This is a genomic window from Bacillus cereus ATCC 14579 (assembly GCF_000007825.1).
Classification (GTDB): Bacteria; Bacillota; Bacilli; order Bacillales; family Bacillaceae_G; genus Bacillus_A; species Bacillus_A cereus.
Genome location: NC_004722.1, coordinates 4,883,326 through 4,903,453, shown reverse-complemented (window position 1 = coordinate 4,903,453; position 20,128 = coordinate 4,883,326). Strand labels below are relative to the sequence as shown.

Below are 20,128 nucleotides of genomic sequence, written 5' to 3'. Positions count from 1 at the left end.
ATGTCACCGAGAATCGGACTTACATTACAAAAAATTGTAGAAACAGCAGCAGAAATTGCAGATGCAAATGGAGTACAAGAAGTAACGTTAGCTTCATTAGCGCAAACGTTAGGGGTACGTTCGCCCTCACTATATAATCATGTAAAAGGGTTACAAGATGTACGGAAAAATCTTGGCATTTACGGAATCAAAAAGCTGCATAACAGACTGGAAGAAGCTGCCGAGGATAAACGGATGGATGAAGCAATTCATGCTTTAGGAGAAGCGTATGTAGCATTTGTCCGAAAACATCCTGGACTATATGAAGCAACTTTTTTACGAGATGAAGAAGTAAGAAAAGCAGGTGACGGAATTGTAAAGCTTTGTCTTCAGGTTTTACAACAGTATGGCTTAGAAGGAGAGAATGCACTTCATGCGACACGCGGATTCAGAAGTATTTGTCATGGATTTGCTTCGATTGAACAGCAAGGCGGATTTGGTTTGCCGTTAGATCTGGATATAAGTTTACATGTATTATTGGAAACGTTTATTAAAGGATTACGTGAATAAGAAGCGAGGCAAACAAAAACCTTAGAAGTGATTCTAAGGTTTTTTAGTGCATATGATTTGAAAAGAGCGGTAGGCTTTTTCTCATTACATGATATTATTTTGCAGGTTTGAAAAATGTGTATATGGCTACGGAAAGGCAAACGAAAATAAATGCAATAGGATCTTGATATGGATTAGGCTCAGAGCCCTTCTGGATTTCTGTAAGGAAGTCATGTGTTTTCATGTTTATTGCTCCTTTAACTAATAAGTTTTATATGATGCGAGGGTTATAGTGGATAGGAAGTGTTTTTTGAAATTTCATATAATAATTATTGCATAGTAATTCTATTCCTAAAACTATAAAATATAAAGTTTTCATAATATGTAAAATTGCATATTATTCTTTTTGAAAAAATTGTTATATTATCTATATATTTGTATTAAAGGATTTTTGTTAAGGTAATGAAAACAAATGGAGGAATAGTATGAGAAAAACAGTATTAGACGCGTATAATGCAGAAAGAGAAGTAGATAACATAACATATAAAAATCTAGTTGTAACGATTGCAAGCATTCTAGGGTTCTCACTCTTAGGGGGATTATTCCTTGCTTTAGCCCTTGGAATTTTTGGAGAAGAGGTATTACGTGCTAATTTAGAGGGATATTATTTACTTCTATTTGATGCAGCTGTTGTTACTATTGTTTTATTTGCTTATAAACCAGTGCTTCATTTTATTAAGAACATATGGGATGTATCTGTTTTAAAAAATGGGAAAACCTACTTGTATTTATTAATAGGTTTTATCATCATTGCATTAACTCAGTATGTAATGTTAGAGTTGTTTAGCTTTGAAAGTGCAGGGCAGCAGCGAGATCAATTAGGGAGCTTAGGACTTCAAAATAGTCTACAAAGTATTATATATGTGTTAAGTGTTGCTATAATTACACCAATTAAAGAAGAAATTTTATATAGAGGTATTTTGTATCGATTTTTTGAAAAGAAATATAGTTTTCTAGTTGGTATCATTATTTCTTCCTTCATCTTTGGGATTCTTCATGGTGGTTTTCCGGTTACGGCAATGATTATGGGGATTGTATTTGCTATGTTATACAAAAAGACGCAATCTATTATACCTAGTATTATTTTACACATTATATGGAACTTACTTGTGAGTATAAGTATGATTGTATCTCTATAAAAATAAATACATAACCAGTATAAAAGATGAATGGCTTAGCTATTCATCTTTTATTTTTTTTATATGTGGGAAAAGTTGATGAATACAATCCAAAAAGAACCAAATACTAATGATGAATGAACAAAGAAAGGCGGGTATGTTATATGCAAAACTTAACAGAGCTTGAAGTAGAAAACTTACGTCATTTAATTGGTGGACACGCAACAATTATTAACAAGTTGGAGCAGTATGCACAGACGTGTACAGATCCACAACTGAAACAAATGCTACAAAAAGATGCGCAAGATGCACGAAATACGAAACAGCAATTAATGACTTTCCTAGGATAGGAGGAAGCGGAAAATGAATGAAAAAGATATGGTAAATGATTATTTAGCAGGATTAAATGCAAGTTTAACAAGCTATGCAAATTATATTGCTCAGTCTGATAATGAACAGTTACATCAAACGTTAATTCAAATTCGTAATCAAGACGAGGCGCGCCAACGTAATATGTATGAGTACGCAAAGCAAAAGAGTTATTACAAACCGGCAGCACCTGCTAATCCGATGATTGTACAGCAATTAAAAAGCCAATTAAGTGCGGAATAACAGGAAAAAGAAAACGAGCGAATTTATTCGCTCGTTTTCTTTTTGTATATGTCAATAAATACATAATAAATATTTTTCCAGTTGTAACAAATATGACGAAAATGGAATATGACAATTCACAAAAAGGACAAAAACTTTGTTCAACATTTCGCAAAGTATCCATGGTTTCTATCGTGGGAACCTCTATAATTAAGAATGTAAAGAACAAAAGAAATAGATTATATGATCAATTAGGAGAGATTGCTATGAAAAGACATACAAGAAAAATTGCAATTATCGGTACTGGATTAGTTGGATCCAGTTGTGCGTATTCCATTGTAAATCAAGGAATTTGCGAAGAGCTATTATTAATTGATATAAATCATGAACGTGCAGTTGGGGAAGCAATGGATTTATCACATTGCATTAACTTTACAAATACAAGAACAAAAGTATATGCAGGAAGCTATGAAGACTGCAAAGATATGGACATTGTCATTATTACAGCAGGGCCAGCACCAAAACCAGGGCAAAGTCGCTTAGATACTTTAGGAGCGAGTGCGAAGATTATGGAAAGTGTTGTTGGTGGTGTAATGGCAAGTGGATTTGATGGTATTTTCTTACTTGCATCGAACCCAGTTGATATTATTACATATCAAGTGTGGAAATTATCTGGATTACCTAGAAATCGCGTAATCGGTACTGGTACATCACTAGATTCTTCTCGCTTAAGAACAATTTTATCTGAAATGCTACATGTAGATCCTCGTAGTATTCATGGGTATTCATTAGGAGAACATGGTGATTCTCAAATGGTTGCTTGGTCTCATGTAACTGTTGGTGGAAAGCCAATTCTGCAAATTTTAGAAGAACAAAAAGAGCGATTTGGTGAAATAGATTTAGATGAAATTGTTGAGAAGACTGCAAAAGCTGGCTGGGAAATTTATAAACGTAAAGGAACTACTTATTACGGGATTGGAAATTCTCTAGCATATATTGCGAGTTCAATCTTTAATGATGATCACCGTGTCATTGCTGTATCAGCCATTTTAGATGGTGAGTACGGTGAATATGATATTTGTACAGGAGTACCAGCTATTATTACTAGAGACGGTATAAGAGAAGTTGTAGAACTCAATTTAACAGAGGATGAAGAATCTCGATTCGCAAAATCAAACGATATTTTACGTGATTATATGAAAACAATTGGTTACTAACTTATAGGAGAAGGTGAAACAAATGAAGGAATATATAATGCCTCGTGTATTTAAAGCATCTGCTGGAATCGCACAAGGTATTTTCGTATCCCTCGGAATTGGTTTACTGATCGAAAATATAGGAAGAATTGTTGATATACCATTACTTATTACAATCGGAGTTGTTGCAAAATCACTAATGGCACCGGCAATTGGTGCTGGAATTGCTTTTATGCTCGGTGCAAACGGTCTTGTAATCTTCTCGGCGATGGTAGCCGGAGCGATTGGTGCCGGATCCATTTCGATTACTGAAGCTGGTCTAATTATTAAAACAGGTGAGCCAATCGGTGCATTATTAACAGCAACTTTAGCTGTATATATTGGTAAACGTTTAAGCGGAAAAACTGCGTTAGATATGATGCTCGTTCCATTTGCGGCCATATTAGGTTCTGGTTTAGTAGGCATTTGGTTATCTCATAATATTACTCCTGTTTTAAATGCAGTTGGAGCGTTTATTAAAGATAGCTCAGCTGGTAGCCCATTCATCGCTTCTATCGTCATTGCAGTAGTTTGGGGACTATTACTTATCTCTCCAGCTTCATCAGCTGCGTTAGCAATTGCACTTAGCTTAGACGGTGTTGCAGGTGGTGCTGCTCTTGCTGGATGCGTTGCTCAGTTTATCGGATTCTCTGTCATCTCAGCAAAAGAAAACAATTTAGGTGGCATATTAGCTCAAGCACTTTGTACTCCGAAAGTACAGTTACCAAATATCACTAAAAATCCAATGATTCTCGTCCCAACTGTCGTCGCCAGTGCTATAGTCGGTCCAGTATCAGCATTAATTTTCCAACTGGAAGCAGGAAAGGAAATTGCAGGTCTTGGATTAAGTTCTCTTATCGCACCAATTAATTTAATTTCCAGCCAAGGATGGGAAGTTCTCCCGGCGATGGTAATTACTTATATCGTCATTCCAGTAGCTGTTTCTTATATACTTTACATTGCTCTTAAAAAAGCAGGTCGTATTCATTCTGGTGATATGACTGTACCGCAATCTTAAATTGAAAATCTCCTTAATAATAGATAAAAGCAGACTGAGCCACAGTCTGCTTTTTTATGTTACATTTTATGATTTTGTTTTACTGGAACTTTTATTGGTTCTTTTGCTAATAAGAGCTGAACTCCGAAGTATAGTATGCTTGCAAGTGTCATTCCAGAAACGGCATCTAAAAAGGCATGCTGCTTCGTAAATAGCGTTGATAAAATAATAAGTGTACCGAAGAAAGTAAGGATGTAATATTCAAAAGCATGTTGTTCTCTACGCTTAAAGGCAGCTAACATAATTACAAATGTAGTAAGAACGTGAATGCTAGGGAAACAGTTTACTGGCTGGTCGATACTATAAATATAGCGAACTAGTTCAGAAAATACATCTGTTCCAACGACAGTCGGACGTGGTACAGTTGTTTGCCAAAAATAATAAATAGAAAAACAAGCAAGCTTTCCAAAAATAACACTACTTAAAGTAACATAATATTGCTTTCGGTCAGCAAAACAGTAATAAATAAGTGCGCCGTATAAGTATGGAAACCAAAGTAAATAAGGAATAATAAATGCTTTTACAAATGGAATCCAATCATCTACTACAGTTGTAACGTCTACTGCGTGAACAGTCGATTTATTTAATACGTCGTAAAGGGGACTTACGAGCACGAGTAGAAGTATATAACTTAACGGAAGAAAAGATGAAAGTTTAAATTTCTTCATGTTGATCTCCTATGTTTAGTAATGTAAGTAAATTCAATTGATTATAATATAGAAACGTGAATTGGGCTATCGATTTTACTTACATTTTCTTGAATTAACCTTACGTTTTTGTCACTTGACTAAAAAGAAGGGGAGGGTGCTAAATGAAGCGTTTATCGTATTTCTTATTTTTTATATTGATATGCCTAGTCGGTGCTGGGTGTGCAAAGGATAAAGAAGGAGAGAAATTAGAATATAACGGAAGAGCACTCGTAATTGGAGTTGTTGGAGAAAAACCGAAAGATACGTTTAGGAATATAAAGTTTGAGGAAATGAAGTTAGAGGAACTGGAAAAGAAATCTAAGGAAGTAGATGGTTTTCTAATAATGAAAGATCACTTTCAAGAAGCCTCAACAGAGCAATATAAAAATGTATTTTCATCACTAAAGAAACCAGTGTTTTTTATCGGTTTACAAGATAAATCATATTCGATTTTTATTACAAAAGGGATAGAGTATAACAGTGCCCGAAAAGATGTAAATGCTATGTATACGCAAGGGTTTGCGAATATCGGAAGTGGTGAAGGACAACAATGGGCAATTGGTTTATCGAATGGTGGAAATACAGAAGAAAGTATTCATAATATGTATATCATCGTATTTCAAACAATTGCAGATTATTTAAATAGATAATGAAGGAGCCTACAAAAGAGGCTTCTTATTTTTTTAATCAAACGTTTGTTTAAGCTGTATGTTCGGTAGGAAGAAACCGATGTAACTCAAGGGTTAACAAAGAAAAATAGAGAATTCATCAAACGTTTGTTTAAGCTGTATGTTCGGTAGGAAGAAACCGATGTAACTCAAGGGTTAACAAAGAAAAATAGAGAATTCATCAAACGTTTGTTTAAGCTGTATGTTCGGTAGAAAGAAACTCCTGTAGTTCAAAGGTTAAGAAAGAAAATGGAGAATTAATCAAACGCTTGTTTAAGATATATGTTTGGTGCAGAATCTAAAAAATTTATATATTTATTTTTTTCTTAACAAATGGCGGAAAAATAAGAAAAATTCGCAGGATTATTAAAAATTATCACGAAATAAGTAAAAGTTTAGCGAATAATGGTTTGAAATAATAAAACGTTTTCTATATGATAAAGGTAAAGGTTAGTAAAAAAGTAGGTGAATTTATGACAGTAACATTTTATTCATATCCAAAGTGTGGCACATGTCAAAAGGCAAAGAAATGGTTTGAGGCAAACGATGTAGCATATGAGATGATTCATATTGTTGAAAATCCACCATCAAAAGAAGATTTACGTAATTTACATGAAAAAAGTGAATTACCATTAAAAAAATTCTTTAATACAAGTGGAATGCGTTACCGTGAACTTGGTCTAAAAGATAAGTTGAAAGATGCAAGCGAAGACGAAATGTATGAGCTTTTAGCATCTGATGGCATGTTGATTAAACGTCCAATTGTAACAGATGGAACGAATGTAACACTTGGTTTTAACGAAGAGCAGTTTGAAAGTGTGTGGAAAAAGTACCAATAAGGTATTTTTACATAATTAATACATTCACTGGAGGTACAGTCATGAGCATTCCAAATAATTTACGTTACTCTGAAGAACACGAATGGGTAAAAACTGAAGGTAATGAAGTTGTTATCGGTATCACTCACTTTGCACAAGGTGAGCTAGGCGATATCGTATTCGTTGAACTTCCTGAAGTAGGTGCAACAATCGAAGCTAACGAGCCATTCGGAAGCGTAGAATCTGTTAAAACAGTTTCTGAGTTATACGCACCTGTAAGCGGTAAAGTTGTAGCAGTAAACGAAGAATTAAGTGACCAACCAGAACTTGTTAACGAATCTCCATACGAGGGTGCATGGATGGTTAAAGTTGAACTTTCTGATGCAAGCCAAGTTGAGAAGTTATTAACTGCAGAAAAATATGCAGAAATGACAAACCAAGACTAATTATAGTCGACTAAAGGACAGCCTTTGTGCTGTCCTTTTTTATTTTTTGTGAAATAATGAAATTCAAGTTATATGTAAATAAATAAGCTATTATGAGAAAAACTGTTTTTTGGTAAGGTTTCATAAGTCTTCACAATCTAAACGAGCCGCTTGCGCTTTTCTTTTGCAAAAATAAACAGGAAACAACATGAAAATAACGAATATACTATATACTAAGTTCAAGGTTGTATAGTATATGGTGATCGGGTGATGACATATGATTTATGTAGAAAAAGTCATTATTGTAGAAGGTACATCAGATAGAAGAAAGATTGAATCTATTATTCGTGAACCGGTGGAAATTGTTTGTACAAATGGTACAATTGGTTTGTCGAAAATGGATGAGCTCGTTGATCAATTTTTTGATAAGGAAGTGTATGTGCTAGTGGATGCTGATGATGCTGGAGAAAAGTTAAGGAAACAATTTCGAAAAGAATTCCCGCAAGCCGAGCATATCTATATTGATCGCTCGTACCGAGAAGTGGCAACTGCGCCATCTACACACTTAGCAAATGTATTATGGGGAGCCGACATTGACGTTTATACAGAATATTTACGGTAAGGAATGATAGAAGTGATTGATTGGACAGGAGCCGAAGCTACAGCCCTAATAGAGAACGAAGAAAAAACAGTATTATATGTATATACTCCAATGTGTGGAACATGCCAATTAGCAAAAAAGATGTTAACAGTCGTTGAGATGACAATTGAAGATTTGAAAATTGGGATGTTAGATTTAAATTATGCTCCGCATTTAGCGAAAGAGTATGGGATTGAAAGTGTACCTTGTTTACTTGTTTTTGAAAATGGGACACTGATGAAGAAGATATACGCATTTCATTCGGTTGAATATTTATATACGGAATTAAAGTAGGCGGCAAAATTTTTGCCGCCTCGACATATTTCTTGGGAAATATGTCGAGATGCAGGGTGGATACAGTATTTGTCGAGCGAAAATAACAGGATTGCTCTTTAGTGAGAGGGAATGGTATGTAATAGAAAGTGATATGAAGGATGTGATTTAGGGTGAGATTATATTCTTTGCTTCAATCATTTGTAAATTACGCTAATGCTCAATATCATTTAGAACCGCTTTTAAGACAAGAAGAAAAAACTGTTAATTTTCGTTTTGGAGATGAAAGTTGTTCGTTACAAATTTCAAGAGATTATATAGAGCTGGTACATGAAGAAAGAGGAACGGAACAAATCATTTGCTTAGATGAAAAGGATATAGAACAATTGGTGAATGGAAATGTACGATTGCAAATGCTAATGAATGATGGACGTGTACAATATTCGGGAACGTACCGAACGATGTTATTAGTGGAATCGATGTTTCATATATGTAAACCGATGTCAGTAGGTGCTTAAAATTCTGAAGTTTCATTTTTTGCGAAAATTTCTGTTGACATGGTGAGTGTATATTGATACAATTCAAGTCATAAAATATAGACAATTTCATAAATTTCAAATCAGACGAAAATTGAATCTGATTTCTCTTATCAAGAGAGGTGGAGGGACTGTGCCCTGTGAAGCCCGGCAACCGTCAACTTATGTTGAAATGGTGCCAATTCCTGCAAAGCAAATGCTTTGAGAGATGAGAGAGAGGGATAATGTTGTTATATACGCATAAAAACCTTTCTGCTTCTCTAAAGCAGAAAGGTTTTTTTATTGTTTGAATGTGGAGGACATTCAAATAATAAAAGTAATGATAACAGTGGACTACACGCATTAAAAATAAAAAATTGCGGAGTCGACCTAAAATCTTTATGAAATCTAGCACCAGCGGCTAGAACAGTCGGTCGTTTCATCCCTTCCTATGAGGCAAAAAGCGCCTCTACGTCAGGGATTCAAACGCCCTCTTGTTCTAAACGAGCCGCTTGCGCTTTTTATTTAAAAAAGGGGTGATACACCATGATTCTATTAGAGAATGTAAAGAAAATATATAAAGCAAAAAGCGGTGATGTCACTGCTGTAGATAACGCCAATTTAAAAATAGAAAAAGGTGAAATATTTGGTGTTATTGGATATAGCGGCGCTGGGAAAAGTTCTTTAATCAGATTGTTTAATCAGTTAGAGAAACCGACTTCTGGCCAAATTACAATTGCAAATCGTGTTATATCAGCAATTACAGGAAGTGAACTTCGTAAGGCAAGGCAAGAAATCGGAATGATTTTTCAGCACTTCAACTTACTTTGGTCACGAACTGTACGTGAAAATATAGAGTTTCCACTTGAAATTGCAGGTGTTGATAAAGCGAAGAGAAGAAAACGTGTTGATGAATTAATTCATCTTGTTGGATTAGAAGGAAGAGGAGACGCGTACCCATCTCAGCTGAGCGGGGGACAAAAGCAACGCGTCGGGATTGCAAGAGCATTAGCTAACAATCCACAAGTGCTTTTATGTGACGAAGCAACGTCAGCTCTTGATCCGGAAACGACAGATCAAATTTTGGATTTACTATTAGACATTAATAAGCGCCTTGGTTTAACAATTGTACTCATTACACATGAGATGCACGTAATTCGAAAGATTTGTAATCGTGTTGCGGTAATGGAGAAAGGAAAGATTGTAGAAACAGGTCCAGTACTTGATGTATTCCGTAATCCGAAGCAAGATATTACGAAACGATTTGTACAGCAGTTAACGGATTCTGAAGATACAAATGAAACGATTGAAAGTTTAATTGAAAAATATCCAGATGGAAAAGTAATTCGTTTGCAGTTTATCGGTGAGGCTGTAGAAAGACCAGTGCTTCAACGATTGATGCAACGCAGTGACATAGAAGTTAGCATTTTGCAAGGAAATATCGCACAAACGAATAACGGTTCTTACGGTAGTTTAGTTGTTCATTTAAATGGTGAGGAAACAGCAATCCAGCAAGCAATAGAAGGAATTCATCAAGATCAAGTAGAGCTGGAGGTGATTGCACATGGATAAGTTACTCACAAATGTTGATTGGAATCAAATGTTAGAAGCAACTGGTGAAACGTTATATATGACGGCAATCGCAGCTCTTGCGACATTTGTTTTAGGACTCATTTTAGGATTGTTACTCTTCATGACAGCAAAAGATAATTTATGGGAAAACAAATCAATTAATACGGTGATTGGAGCATTCGTAAATATATTCCGTTCTATACCATTCATCATTTTAATTATTTTATTAATCCCATTCACAAAGATTCTTCTTGGAACAATTCTTGGAGCAAGTGCAGCTTTGCCGGCTTTAATTATTGGAGCGGCACCATTCTACGCGAGAATGGTTGAAATCGCACTTCGCGAAATTGATAAAGGTGTAATTGAAGCTTCAAAAGCAATGGGAGCAAAAACAAGCACAATTATTTTGAAAGTGTTAATTCCAGAATCGTTACCAGCATTAGTATCTGGTATTACGGTTACGACAATTGCTTTAGTAGGCTATACAGCAATGGCAGGAGTTGTTGGTGCTGGTGGCCTTGGAACACTTGCTTACTTAGAAGGATTCCAAAGAGGGAATAACGATGTAACAATCGTTGCGACAATTTGTGTATTACTAGTTGTATTTTTAATTCAGTGGATTGGTGATAGTTTAACGACTCGAATAGATAAACGATAATGAAAAACGGGAGGATGTTTCAAATGAAAAAATTATTACTTACGGCACTTATTTCAACTTCAATTTTTGGATTAGCTGCTTGTGGCGGGAAAGATAAAGATGAAAAGAAACTTGTTGTTGGTGCTTCTAACGTACCGCACGCTGTTATTTTAGAAAAGGCAAAACCGTTACTTGAGAAAAAAGGAATTGAATTAGAAATTAAAAAATTCCAAGACTACGTATTACCAAATAAATCGTTAGCGGATAAGGAATTAGATGCAAACTACTTCCAGCACATTCCGTATTTAGAAAAAGAAATTAAAGATAAAAAGTATGACTTTGAAGTAGCAGGAAAGATTCATTTAGAACCAATTGGTGTGTACTCTCAAAAGTATAAGAGTCTAAAAGAGCTTCCAGATGGTGCGACAATTATTATGAGTAATTCAGTTGCTGACCACGGACGTGGTTTAGCAATTTTACAAAAAGAAGGTATTTTAAAAATTAAAGAAGGAATAGATCCAGTTAAAGCAACTACAAAAGATATTGCAGATAATCCGAAAAATCTAAAATTCAAAACGGATATCGAGCCTGGTTTATTGCCACAAGTGTATAACAATAAAGAAGGCGACGCTGTTTTAATTAACTCTAACTATGCAATTGATGCAAAGTTAAATCCGGAAAAAGATGCAATTGCAATTGAAGGAAATGATTCACCATACGCAAACATAGTAGCTGTTCGTAAAGGCGATAAAGATAAGAAAGAGATTAAAGCTCTTGTAGAAGTATTGCATTCTAAAGAAATTGAAGACTTCATTAATAAAGAATATAAAGGGGCAGTTGTTCCTGTAAAAGAATAATTGCTGAAAAGGGCTGGTGTATGCCGGCTCTTTTTATAACTACATAACCATTGGGGAGAAGGGGAAATCATATGAAAAAGGTTCTACTGTCAGTTGTTACAGCGTTGTCTGTATTTACATTAGCTGCTTGCGGAGGAAAAGAGGAGAATAAGCTTGTTGTGGGAGCTTCTAACGTGCCACACGCTGTTATTTTAGAGAAGGCACAGCTGATATTAGAGAAAAAAGGCATTAAGTTAGAGATTAAAAAGTTCCAGGATTATGTACTGCCAAATAAAGCGTTAGCGGATAAAGAAATTGATGCGAACTACTTCCAGCATATTCCTTACTTAGATAAAGAAATTCAAGAAAAGGGATATAAAATTGTAAACGCAGGAAAAATCCATTTAGAGCCAATGGGTATTTATTCTAAGAAATATAAAAGCTTAAAAGACCTACCAGATGGCGGGACAGTGATTATGAGTAATAACGTAGCGGAGCGTGGCCGCATGCTAGCGCTGTTACAAAAAGGCGGCGTTATTAAATTAAAAGACGGAGTAGATGTTGTTAAAGCAACAGTAAAAGATGTTGTAGAAAACCCGAAAAACTTAAAATTTAAAACAGATGTTGAACCTGGACTTTCACCGAAATTGTATGAAAATAATGAGGGAGATGCTTTATTTATTAATTCAAACTATGCAATTGATGCAAAATTAAATCCAACAAAGGATGCAATTGCGATTGAAGGATCAGACTCTCCGTATGCAAACATCATTGCAGTTCGTAAAGGTGATGAGAAGAAAAAAGAAATTAAAGAGCTAGTAGAAGTGCTACATTCAAAAGAAATTCAAGATTTTATTAATAAAGAATATAAAGGTGCTGTACTTCCGGTAAGTGAATAAATATAAGGAAAGGGCTGGAAAATTACCAGTCCTTTTTTCTTTATATAAATAAGAAGAAAGGTGTATCATAGAAAGATGTGAAGGAAATACTTATATACATTTGTGAAAAAACGGTTACTTTTTTTCGTCGTTTGCGATATCATTTTATTTGATATAAAATTAGAATGAGAATAAAATGAGAATATGAACGTTTTAGGAATTTTTAAAATGTATATATAGGATTAATGGAGGTATTGAGATGGCTGGTTCTACATTAACGGTTAAAGACTTACACGTATCAATTGATGGCAAAGAAATTTTAAAGGGTGTAAACCTTGAAGTAAAAGGTGGAGAAATCCACGCAATTATGGGACCTAACGGAACAGGTAAATCAACTTTATCTTCTGCAATTATGGGTCACCCAAAGTATGAAGTAACAGAAGGTAGCATCATCATCGACGGTGAAGATGTATTAGAAATGGAAGTAGACGAGCGCGCACAAGCGGGTCTATTCCTAGCAATGCAATATCCAAGTGAAATTAGCGGAGTAACAAACGCTGACTTCTTACGTTCTGCAATTAACGCACGTCGTGAAGAAGGCGATGAAATTTCTCTTATGAAATTTATCCGTACATTAGATAAAAACATGGAATTCCTAGAAATGGATCCAGAAATGGCACAACGTTACTTAAACGAAGGTTTCTCTGGTGGAGAGAAAAAACGTAACGAAATTCTTCAATTAATGATGATTGAGCCAAAAATCGCAATCTTAGATGAAATCGACTCAGGTCTTGATATCGATGCATTAAAAGTTGTATCTAAAGGTATTAACGAAATGCGCGGCGAAGAGTTCGGTTGCCTAATGATTACGCATTACCAACGTTTATTAAACTACATCACTCCAGACTTCGTTCACGTTATGATGAACGGTCGTATCGTTAAATCTGGTGGCCCTGAGCTTGCACAACGTCTAGAAGCTGAAGGTTACGACTGGATTAAAAAAGAATTAGGTATTGAAGACGAAACAACAGAGCAAGAAGCGTAAGAGAGGAGCATAAACATGACAATCGGTACATTACCTTTCGATCAAGAAACAATCCGTCAACGCGCAAGCGAAGTAAACGAAGCAGCTTGGTTGACTGAGTTCCGCTTACAAGCTCTTGCACAAGCAACTGAACTTCCAATGCCAACGCCTGATAAAACGAAAATTGACAAATGGGACTTTATCGGAAAAGGCGACGCTGCTAAGCAAGAGCCTGTAAGTTCTTTAACTGAACTTCCAGAAGCAGTGAAAAACTTAATCGATGAAAATAACAGCGTATTAGTGCAACGTACTGGTACAACTGCATTCGTTTCTTTAGCAGACGAAGCAAAAGAAAAAGGTGTTATTTTCACAGACATCGTAACAGCAGCAACTGAGCACGCTGAACTAGTACAAAAGTACTTAATGAAAGACGGCGTGAAAGTAGACGAGCATCGTCTAACTGCACTTCATGCTGCATTAATCAACGGCGGTGCATTCGTATATGTTCCGAAAAACGTTGTTCTTGAAACTCCACTTCAAGCTGTATTCTTAGTAGACGGCGAAGAAGCTAACGTATATAATCACGTATTATTCGTAGCTGATGCGAACAGTACTGCAACTTATGTAGAAAACTACGTTGCAAATGAAAATGCTAAAGGTATTGCAAATATCGTAGCAGAAGTAATCGTGGAACAAGGCGCACAAGTGAAATTCGGTGCGGTTGATCTATTAGCAAAAGACGTAACAACTTACGTTAACCGCCGCGGCGTTGTAGGACGCGACGGCCGTATTGATTGGGCTCTAGGCCTTATGAATGACGGAAACACAATTTCAGAGAACGTTACGAACTTAATGGGCGACGGTTCATATGCTGATACGAAAACAGTAACAATTGGCCGTGGTAACCAAACACAAAACTTTACAACTAAAGTTGTTCACTTCGGTAAACACTCTGAAGGTTGGATTTTAAAACACGGTGTACAAAAAGATAGTGCAACATCTATCTTCAACGGAATTGGTAAGATTGAACACGGTGCATCTAAATCAAATGCACAACAATCTTCTCGCGTTCTTATGTTAGATGAAAAAGCACGCGGTGATGCAAACCCAATTCTTTTAATCGACGAAGATGATGTAATGGCAGGTCACGCAGCTTCAGTAGGTCGCGTAGATCCAGTCCAACTATACTACTTGATGAGCCGTGGTATTCCAAAACGCGAAGCAGAACGTTTAGTCATCCATGGATTCTTAGCACCTGTAGTTAATGAGCTTCCAATTGAAGGAGTAAAGGCACAGCTTGTTGAGGTAATTGAAAGGAAAGTTCGCTAATGAATATTCATGAAATACGCAAACAGTTTCCAATTCTTGATCAAAAAGTGAACGGCAAACAACTTGTTTATTTCGATAGTGCAGCAACTTCTCAAAAACCAATTCAAGTCATTGAAACGTTAGAACGTTACTATAAAGAATATAATTCTAACGTGCATCGCGGTGTTCATACGCTCGGTACGAAAGCTACCGACGCGTATGAAGGTGCACGTGAGAAAGTTCGCAAGTTTATTAACGCGAAATCAATGGAAGAGATTATTTTCACACGCGGAACGACAACTGCATTAAATACAGTAGCAGCTAGCTATGGTCTTGAAAATGTAAAAGAGGGCGATGAAATCGTTATTTCTTACATGGAGCACCATAGTAATATCATTCCGTGGCAACAAGTTGCGAAGAAAACTGGTGCAACTTTAAAATATCTTCCGCTTCAACCAGACGGTACAATTTCTTTAGAAGATGTTCGTCAAACAGTTACACCGAATACAAAAATCGTTTCTATTATGCAAGTATCAAACGTACTTGGAACGATTAACCCTGTAAAAGAAATCGGAGCAATCGCACACGAAAATGGCGCAATTATGGTCGTTGATGGTGCACAAAGTACACCTCACATGAAAGTGGATGTACAAGATTTAAACTGTGATTTCTACGCATTATCTGCTCATAAGATGTGCGGACCTACAGGTATCGGCGTATTATATGGTAAAAAAGAATTGCTGAACAATATGGAGCCAATTGAATTTGGCGGTGAAATGATTGATTTCGTAGATTTACAAGAATCTACGTGGAAAGAGCTTCCGTGGAAGTTTGAAGCAGGTACACCGATTATCGGTAATGCAATCGGACTTGGTGCAGCAATTGATTTCCTAGAAGAAATCGGTCTTGATAATATTGAAAAGCATGAGCATGAATTAGCGCAATACGCTTTAGAAAGACTATCAGAAGTAGATGGCGTTACAATTTATGGTCCAAAGCATCGCGCTGGTCTTGTTACATTTAATATTGAAGACGTACATCCTCACGATGTAGCGACTGTATTAGATGTAGAAGGCATTGCAGTTCGCGCAGGACATCACTGTGCACAACCGCTTATGAAGTGGTTAAAAGCTTCTTCAACAGCACGTGCGAGCTTCTATTTATATAATACAAAAGAAGAAATTGATACATTTGTTGAATCGCTAATCAAGACAAAGGAGTATTTCACAAATGTCATTTAATAATTTAGATACGTTATATCGTCAAGTTATTATGGATCATTACAAAAATCCTCGTAACCATGGCGTGTTAGAAGATAGTGTTACCGTTAACTTGAACAATCCAACTTGCGGCGATCGTATTCAACTTACGATGAAAGTAGAAGAAGGTATTGTGCAAGAGGCGAAGTTTGAAGGTGAAGGATGTTCAATCTCAATGTCTTCAGCTTCAATGATGACACAAGCAGTAAAAGGTAAGAAAATTGAAGAAGCACTTCAGCTTTCGAAAATTTTCTCTGACATGATGCTAGGAAAAGAGTACGATGACAGCATCGATTTAGGAGATATTGAAGCATTACAAGGCGTATGCAAGTTCCCTGCACGTATTAAATGTGCAACATTAGCGTGGAAAGCGTTAGAAAAGGGCTTAAACGAAGATAAGTAATGTTAAAGGTTCCTAAAAACGAGGTTATCTAAGGAGGGACACACCAACATGGCGAAGCAACTGCCAGATATCGGCGATTATAAATATGGTTTCAAAGACAAAGACGTTTCGATTTTCCGTGCTGGACGCGGTTTAACAAAAGAGATCGTTGAAGAAATTTCACGTATGAAAGAAGAACCACAGTGGATGTTAGACTTCCGTTTAAAATCACTGGATAAGTTCTACGAAATGCCAATGCCACAATGGGGCGGCGACTTAAACGACTTAGATTTCGATGAAATTACGTACTACGTAAAACCATCTGAGAAATCTGAGAAGTCTTGGGATGAAGTACCTGATGAAATTAAAGCAACATTTGATAAATTAGGTATTCCAGAAGCTGAGCAAAAATATTTAGCTGGTGTATCTGCACAGTACGAATCTGAAGTTGTATACCACAACATGAAAGAAGACCTAGAAGCTCTAGGAATCGTCTTCAAAGATACAGATAGCGCATTAAAAGAGAACGAAGATATTTTCCGTGAGCATTTCGGAAAAGTAATCCCACCAACAGACAACAAATTCTCTGCATTAAACTCTGCAGTTTGGTCTGGTGGATCATTCATCTACGTTCCAAAAGGTGTTAAAGTTGATACACCACTTCAAGCGTATTTCCGTATTAACTCTGAAAATATGGGACAATTCGAGCGTACGCTTATCATCGTAGACGAAGGCGCACACGTACACTACGTAGAAGGTTGTACAGCACCTGTTTACACGACTAACTCACTTCACAGTGCGGTAGTAGAAATCATCATTAAGAAAGATGCATATTGCCGTTATACAACAATCCAAAACTGGGCGAACAACGTATACAACCTAGTTACAAAACGTGCGGTTTGTGAAGAAAACGCAACGATGGAATGGATTGACGGTGACATCGGATCTAAATTAACGATGAAATACCCAGCAGTTATCTTAAAAGGCGAAGGCGCTCGTGGTTTAACCTCATCTATCGCGATTGCTGGTAAAGGCCAACACCAAGATGCTGGTGCGAAAATGATTCAGTTAGCACCAAACACGTCTTCAACAATCGTTTCTAAATCGATTGCGAAGCATGGTGGTAAAGTAACTTACCGTGGTATCGTACACTTCGGACCAAAAGCGAAAAACTCTCGCTCTAACATCGAGTGTGACACGTTAATCATGGATAACCAATCTACATCTGATACAATTCCTTACAACGAAATCAAAAACGATTACGTTTCACTTGAGCACGAAGCGAAAGTATCGAAAGTATCAGAAGAACAATTATTCTACCTAATGAGCCGCGGTATTTCTGAGCAAGAAGCTACAGAAATGATCGTAATGGGCTTCATCGAGCCATTCACTCGCGAACTTCCAATGGAATACGCAGTTGAAATGAACCGCCTAATCAAGTTTGAGATGGAAGGTTCTATCGGTTAAATAGAAATGCGGAGCCGACTGTTCAGACCCGTTGGCTAAGGTTCTTTCGCACAGAAGACGCTTTTTATCTTCTCGTGCGGAAGGTTCTTAGACATGAGGGTCTAGGAGGCAAAGCTGGACAATATTTAAAAGTGGCAGCGGCTTATTCTAGCCGCTGGAACTGGATAATATATGTATGAAGAAAGCGTCCTGCTGTGCAGGGCGCTTTTTTGTTTTGCGGATTTGTCTTGGCTTGGCTCGGGAGAGGATACCCGGGTGGGTGTTCAGCTAAATATATCAACGATTTTTCAAATATATCGATCATAAACGGGAATATATCAACGATTATTTCAATATATCAACGTTTCGACAAGGAATATCGATTTGTCGACAAGATAAGACAAAAGAAAATCCTCACATACCCCAAACATTTTATAAGAACAGAGAACGACTAGGTTTAAGACAAAGATACTGACAAATCCACTTGAACAACCACCCACTGAATTCTCTATTAAACTTTTTGACAAATCCACCCCTCCCTCCATTATCTGGAATTATTTCCTGCATTAGCAAAAGTTTCTCATATAAAAAGGACAATCTTTTGCTTTTTCTCACAATGCGAGTACAATGTAAAATAGCAAGAAAAGACGAAAAGTATTTACAGGATTATTGTGTGCGCATAGCGTAAATGGCAGTAAGGAACTGAGAGGAGGTTTTTTCTCTGAATACAAATAAAGAAACAATCATCCACCTTTATCATACAAACGATATACATAGTCATTTTGAAAATTGGCCGCAAATTTCTCGGTTTGTTCTAGGGGAGAAAAAGCGAAGACAGGAAGCGGGAGAGACTGTTTTGACGATTGATATCGGCGATCATGTGGATCGTTTTCATAGTATTTCGGAAGCGACAAATGGGCTTGGGAATACGAAGCTTTTAAATGAGGCGTTATATGATTATGTAACGATCGGAAATAATGAAGGAATTACGTTAGCGAAAGAGCATTTAAATCGGCTCTATGATGATGCTGGATTTGAAGTACTTGTTGCAAATTTATTTGAAAAAGAAGGTGTACGTCCATCATGGGCAAAGCCTTATAAATTACATACAACGACAGATGGGATTACGATTGCTTTTATCGGGTTAACTGTTGCGTATCCAGAGTTTTATCAAATGCTCGATTGGCATATTGAAGATCCGCTTATCCATTTAGAGTCTATTTTAGAAGAAGTAAGAGATGAGGCTCATATAACAGTTGTCCTTTCTCACCTTGGAAAAAGTATGGATGAGTATATGGCAGAGCATTATGATATAGATGTTATTTTAGGGGCACATACGCATCATTTATTTGAGCGTGGTGTTCTAATGAATAATACTTTACTTTGTTGCTGTGAAAAGTGGGGACGTTACGTTGGGCACGTGCAGCTTACTGTGGATAAAGAGACGAAGAAGCTGTTGAAAAAGGACGGTAGAGCGATTAAGGCGGAACGGTTAGGTGCTTATAGCGAGCCGTTATCCACAATTGAAATACTGCAGGAAGAAAGTAAGCATATAATGGCAGAGCCTGTCGTTCATTTAAAAGAGTCATTACAGGTTGATTGGTTTCATGAGACGCCGTTTTCTCATATGTTAGCAAGTGCGCTGAAAAAATGGTGCGGTGCAGAAATTGGCATGGTGAATGCTGGTGTACTTCTTGAAGGGTTAGAAGAGGGTGTCGTAACGCGCGGAGATATTCACAGAATTTGTCCACATCCAATTAATCCGTGTGCTTTGAAAGTTCCAGGAAAGATATTAAGAGAAGTTATTTTGAAAGCACGTAAGCCGAATATGGAGAATCTTGAGGTGAAAGGATTCGGATTTCGTGGGAAAGTGATGGGGAAAATGATTTACGCGGGTGTAGAAGTAATTCCAGATACGATTCCTGGGAATAAAATTTTACTCGAAGATGTATTAATTAACGGGGAATCGCTGGAATTAGATCGTATATATACAGTAGGAACAATTGATATGTTTACATTTGGCTACTTATACCCAGAGCTATCCACACTTTCTGACAAACAATATTATATGCCAGAACTACTTAGAGATGTGTTAACAGATATGTTAATAACTTATAAATCTTCCGTTAAACTATAGGCTAGTTAACTTGTAACACTCATTTTTCTCTT

23 protein-coding genes and 1 riboswitch are annotated in these 20,128 nt (G+C 36.6%); of the genes, 22 read left to right on the top strand and 1 reads right to left on the bottom strand.

Translation table 11 applies throughout. The features are described 5' to 3' along the window. From BC_RS24930 to BC_RS24905, 6 genes are all read left to right on the top strand, one after another. The gene (locus BC_RS24930; RefSeq protein ID WP_000074925.1) at nt 1-549 is read left to right on the top strand and encodes a TetR/AcrR family transcriptional regulator; all 549 of its coding nucleotides are present in this window, start codon (nt 1-3) and stop codon (nt 547-549) included. Between the two features lie 464 nt (nt 550-1,013). Continuing rightward, nucleotides 1,014-1,727, top strand: coding sequence for a CPBP family intramembrane glutamic endopeptidase (locus BC_RS24925; RefSeq protein WP_001232992.1), 714 nt, complete (start codon nt 1,014-1,016; stop codon nt 1,725-1,727). Between the two features lie 143 nt (nt 1,728-1,870). After that, on the top strand, nt 1,871-2,056 hold the full coding sequence (locus tag BC_RS24920; protein ID WP_001180555.1) for a hypothetical protein: 186 nt from the start codon (nt 1,871-1,873) through the stop codon (nt 2,054-2,056). Between the two features lie 13 nt (nt 2,057-2,069). Continuing rightward, nucleotides 2,070-2,318 carry a spore coat protein gene (locus BC_RS24915; protein ID WP_001002981.1) on the top strand — a complete coding sequence of 83 codons (249 nt, stop codon included), beginning with the start codon at nt 2,070-2,072 and terminating at the stop codon, nt 2,316-2,318. Nucleotides 2,319-2,563: 245 nt separating this feature from the next. Next, nucleotides 2,564-3,514: an L-lactate dehydrogenase gene (locus BC_RS24910; protein WP_000820649.1), complete on the top strand. Its 951-nt coding sequence runs from the start codon at nt 2,564-2,566 to the stop codon at nt 3,512-3,514. A 22-nt stretch (nt 3,515-3,536) separates the two neighbouring features. Beyond that, on the top strand, nt 3,537-4,550 hold the full coding sequence (locus BC_RS24905; RefSeq protein ID WP_000666157.1) for a PTS transporter subunit IIC: 1,014 nt from the start codon (nt 3,537-3,539) through the stop codon (nt 4,548-4,550). A gap of 59 nt (nt 4,551-4,609) precedes the next feature. Here BC_RS24905 and BC_RS24900 read toward each other — a convergent pair whose 3' ends face one another. Next, nucleotides 4,610-5,257, bottom strand: a complete 648-nt coding sequence (locus tag BC_RS24900; protein WP_000713769.1) for a phosphatase PAP2 family protein — start codon at nt 5,255-5,257, stop codon at nt 4,610-4,612. Nucleotides 5,258-5,400: 143 nt separating this feature from the next. On the opposite strand from BC_RS24900, the gene BC_RS24895 reads away from it, so the two are divergent. The 16 genes from BC_RS24895 (at nt 5,401) to BC_RS24820 (ending at nt 20,096) form a co-directional block, all read left to right on the top strand. Further along, nucleotides 5,401-5,928 carry a lipoprotein gene (locus BC_RS24895; RefSeq protein WP_000826872.1) on the top strand — a complete coding sequence of 176 codons (528 nt, stop codon included), beginning with the start codon at nt 5,401-5,403 and terminating at the stop codon, nt 5,926-5,928. Nucleotides 5,929-6,419: 491 nt separating this feature from the next. Then, on the top strand, nt 6,420-6,785 hold the full coding sequence (locus BC_RS24890; RefSeq protein ID WP_000218968.1) for an arsenate reductase family protein: 366 nt from the start codon (nt 6,420-6,422) through the stop codon (nt 6,783-6,785). A 41-nt stretch (nt 6,786-6,826) separates the two neighbouring features. Further along, nucleotides 6,827-7,210, top strand: coding sequence for a glycine cleavage system protein GcvH (gcvH, locus tag BC_RS24885; protein WP_000026897.1), 384 nt, complete (start codon nt 6,827-6,829; stop codon nt 7,208-7,210). 256 nt (nt 7,211-7,466) lie between these two features. Continuing rightward, nucleotides 7,467-7,811, top strand: a complete 345-nt coding sequence (locus BC_RS24880; protein ID WP_000640870.1) for a toprim domain-containing protein — start codon at nt 7,467-7,469, stop codon at nt 7,809-7,811. 3 nt (nt 7,812-7,814) lie between these two features. Next, nucleotides 7,815-8,123, top strand: a complete 309-nt coding sequence (locus BC_RS24875) for a thioredoxin family protein (RefSeq protein ID WP_002008881.1) — start codon at nt 7,815-7,817, stop codon at nt 8,121-8,123. Nucleotides 8,124-8,275: 152 nt separating this feature from the next. Next, nucleotides 8,276-8,620 (top strand): hypothetical protein, encoded by a 345-nt coding sequence (locus BC_RS24870; RefSeq protein ID WP_001242136.1) that lies wholly within the window; start codon nt 8,276-8,278, stop codon nt 8,618-8,620. 125 nt (nt 8,621-8,745) lie between these two features. Next, nucleotides 8,746-8,853: riboswitch (SAM riboswitch) on the top strand. Nucleotides 8,854-9,163: 310 nt separating this feature from the next. Further along, nucleotides 9,164-10,189, top strand: coding sequence for a methionine ABC transporter ATP-binding protein (locus BC_RS24865; protein WP_000601775.1), 1,026 nt, complete (start codon nt 9,164-9,166; stop codon nt 10,187-10,189). Beyond that, a complete protein-coding gene (locus BC_RS24860; RefSeq protein WP_000359557.1) occupies nt 10,182-10,847 on the top strand; it encodes a methionine ABC transporter permease in 666 nt (221 codons plus the stop codon). Before BC_RS24865 ends, BC_RS24860 begins: the two co-directional genes overlap by 8 nt. A gap of 23 nt (nt 10,848-10,870) precedes the next feature. Further along, on the top strand, nt 10,871-11,683 hold the full coding sequence (gene metQ, locus BC_RS24855; RefSeq protein ID WP_000735103.1) for a methionine ABC transporter substrate-binding lipoprotein MetQ: 813 nt from the start codon (nt 10,871-10,873) through the stop codon (nt 11,681-11,683). A gap of 71 nt (nt 11,684-11,754) precedes the next feature. Then, nucleotides 11,755-12,561, top strand: coding sequence for a methionine ABC transporter substrate-binding lipoprotein MetQ (gene metQ / locus BC_RS24850; protein WP_000757012.1), 807 nt, complete (start codon nt 11,755-11,757; stop codon nt 12,559-12,561). Between the two features lie 238 nt (nt 12,562-12,799). Continuing rightward, the gene (gene sufC, locus BC_RS24845; RefSeq protein WP_000929160.1) at nt 12,800-13,585 is read left to right on the top strand and encodes a Fe-S cluster assembly ATPase SufC; all 786 of its coding nucleotides are present in this window, start codon (nt 12,800-12,802) and stop codon (nt 13,583-13,585) included. A 15-nt stretch (nt 13,586-13,600) separates the two neighbouring features. After that, nucleotides 13,601-14,893 carry a Fe-S cluster assembly protein SufD gene (sufD, locus tag BC_RS24840; protein WP_000152167.1) on the top strand — a complete coding sequence of 431 codons (1,293 nt, stop codon included), beginning with the start codon at nt 13,601-13,603 and terminating at the stop codon, nt 14,891-14,893. Beyond that, the gene (gene sufS, locus BC_RS24835; RefSeq protein ID WP_001020767.1) at nt 14,893-16,113 is read left to right on the top strand and encodes a cysteine desulfurase SufS; all 1,221 of its coding nucleotides are present in this window, start codon (nt 14,893-14,895) and stop codon (nt 16,111-16,113) included. The genes sufD and sufS overlap by 1 nt, the downstream gene beginning before the upstream one ends. Further along, entirely contained in the window at nt 16,103-16,534 is a 432-nt protein-coding gene (gene sufU, locus BC_RS24830; protein WP_000009523.1) for a Fe-S cluster assembly sulfur transfer protein SufU, read from the top strand. The genes sufS and sufU overlap by 11 nt, the downstream gene beginning before the upstream one ends. 48 nt (nt 16,535-16,582) lie before the next feature. Next, complete coding sequence (sufB, locus tag BC_RS24825; protein WP_001118825.1) at nt 16,583-17,980, top strand: Fe-S cluster assembly protein SufB; 1,398 nt, start codon at nt 16,583-16,585, stop codon at nt 17,978-17,980. A gap of 700 nt (nt 17,981-18,680) precedes the next feature. Beyond that, on the top strand, nt 18,681-20,096 hold the full coding sequence (locus tag BC_RS24820) for a bifunctional metallophosphatase/5'-nucleotidase (protein ID WP_265335551.1): 1,416 nt from the start codon (nt 18,681-18,683) through the stop codon (nt 20,094-20,096). Nucleotides 20,097-20,128 lie beyond the last annotated feature (32 nt).

Coding starts and splice junctions, on each gene's coding strand:
- BC_RS24930 (WP_000074925.1), top strand. CDS start 1: ATGTCACCGAGAATCGGACTTACATTACAAAAAATTGTAGAAACAGCA.
- BC_RS24910 (WP_000820649.1), top strand. CDS start 2,564: ATGAAAAGACATACAAGAAAAATTGCAATTATCGGTACTGGATTAGTT.
- metQ (WP_000757012.1), top strand. CDS start 11,755: ATGAAAAAGGTTCTACTGTCAGTTGTTACAGCGTTGTCTGTATTTACA.
- sufU (WP_000009523.1), top strand. CDS start 16,103: ATGTCATTTAATAATTTAGATACGTTATATCGTCAAGTTATTATGGAT.
- BC_RS24905 (WP_000666157.1), top strand. CDS start 3,537: ATGAAGGAATATATAATGCCTCGTGTATTTAAAGCATCTGCTGGAATC.
- BC_RS24865 (WP_000601775.1), top strand. CDS start 9,164: ATGATTCTATTAGAGAATGTAAAGAAAATATATAAAGCAAAAAGCGGT.
- BC_RS24925 (WP_001232992.1), top strand. CDS start 1,014: ATGAGAAAAACAGTATTAGACGCGTATAATGCAGAAAGAGAAGTAGAT.
- BC_RS24860 (WP_000359557.1), top strand. CDS start 10,182: ATGGATAAGTTACTCACAAATGTTGATTGGAATCAAATGTTAGAAGCA.
- sufD (WP_000152167.1), top strand. CDS start 13,601: ATGACAATCGGTACATTACCTTTCGATCAAGAAACAATCCGTCAACGC.
- BC_RS24875 (WP_002008881.1), top strand. CDS start 7,815: ATGATAGAAGTGATTGATTGGACAGGAGCCGAAGCTACAGCCCTAATA.
- BC_RS24900 (WP_000713769.1), bottom strand. CDS start 5,257: ATGAAGAAATTTAAACTTTCATCTTTTCTTCCGTTAAGTTATATACTT.
- BC_RS24915 (WP_001002981.1), top strand. CDS start 2,070: ATGAATGAAAAAGATATGGTAAATGATTATTTAGCAGGATTAAATGCA.
- sufS (WP_001020767.1), top strand. CDS start 14,893: ATGAATATTCATGAAATACGCAAACAGTTTCCAATTCTTGATCAAAAA.
- metQ (WP_000735103.1), top strand. CDS start 10,871: ATGAAAAAATTATTACTTACGGCACTTATTTCAACTTCAATTTTTGGA.
- gcvH (WP_000026897.1), top strand. CDS start 6,827: ATGAGCATTCCAAATAATTTACGTTACTCTGAAGAACACGAATGGGTA.
- BC_RS24880 (WP_000640870.1), top strand. CDS start 7,467: ATGATTTATGTAGAAAAAGTCATTATTGTAGAAGGTACATCAGATAGA.
- sufB (WP_001118825.1), top strand. CDS start 16,583: ATGGCGAAGCAACTGCCAGATATCGGCGATTATAAATATGGTTTCAAA.
- BC_RS24920 (WP_001180555.1), top strand. CDS start 1,871: ATGCAAAACTTAACAGAGCTTGAAGTAGAAAACTTACGTCATTTAATT.
- BC_RS24890 (WP_000218968.1), top strand. CDS start 6,420: ATGACAGTAACATTTTATTCATATCCAAAGTGTGGCACATGTCAAAAG.
- sufC (WP_000929160.1), top strand. CDS start 12,800: ATGGCTGGTTCTACATTAACGGTTAAAGACTTACACGTATCAATTGAT.
- BC_RS24895 (WP_000826872.1), top strand. CDS start 5,401: ATGAAGCGTTTATCGTATTTCTTATTTTTTATATTGATATGCCTAGTC.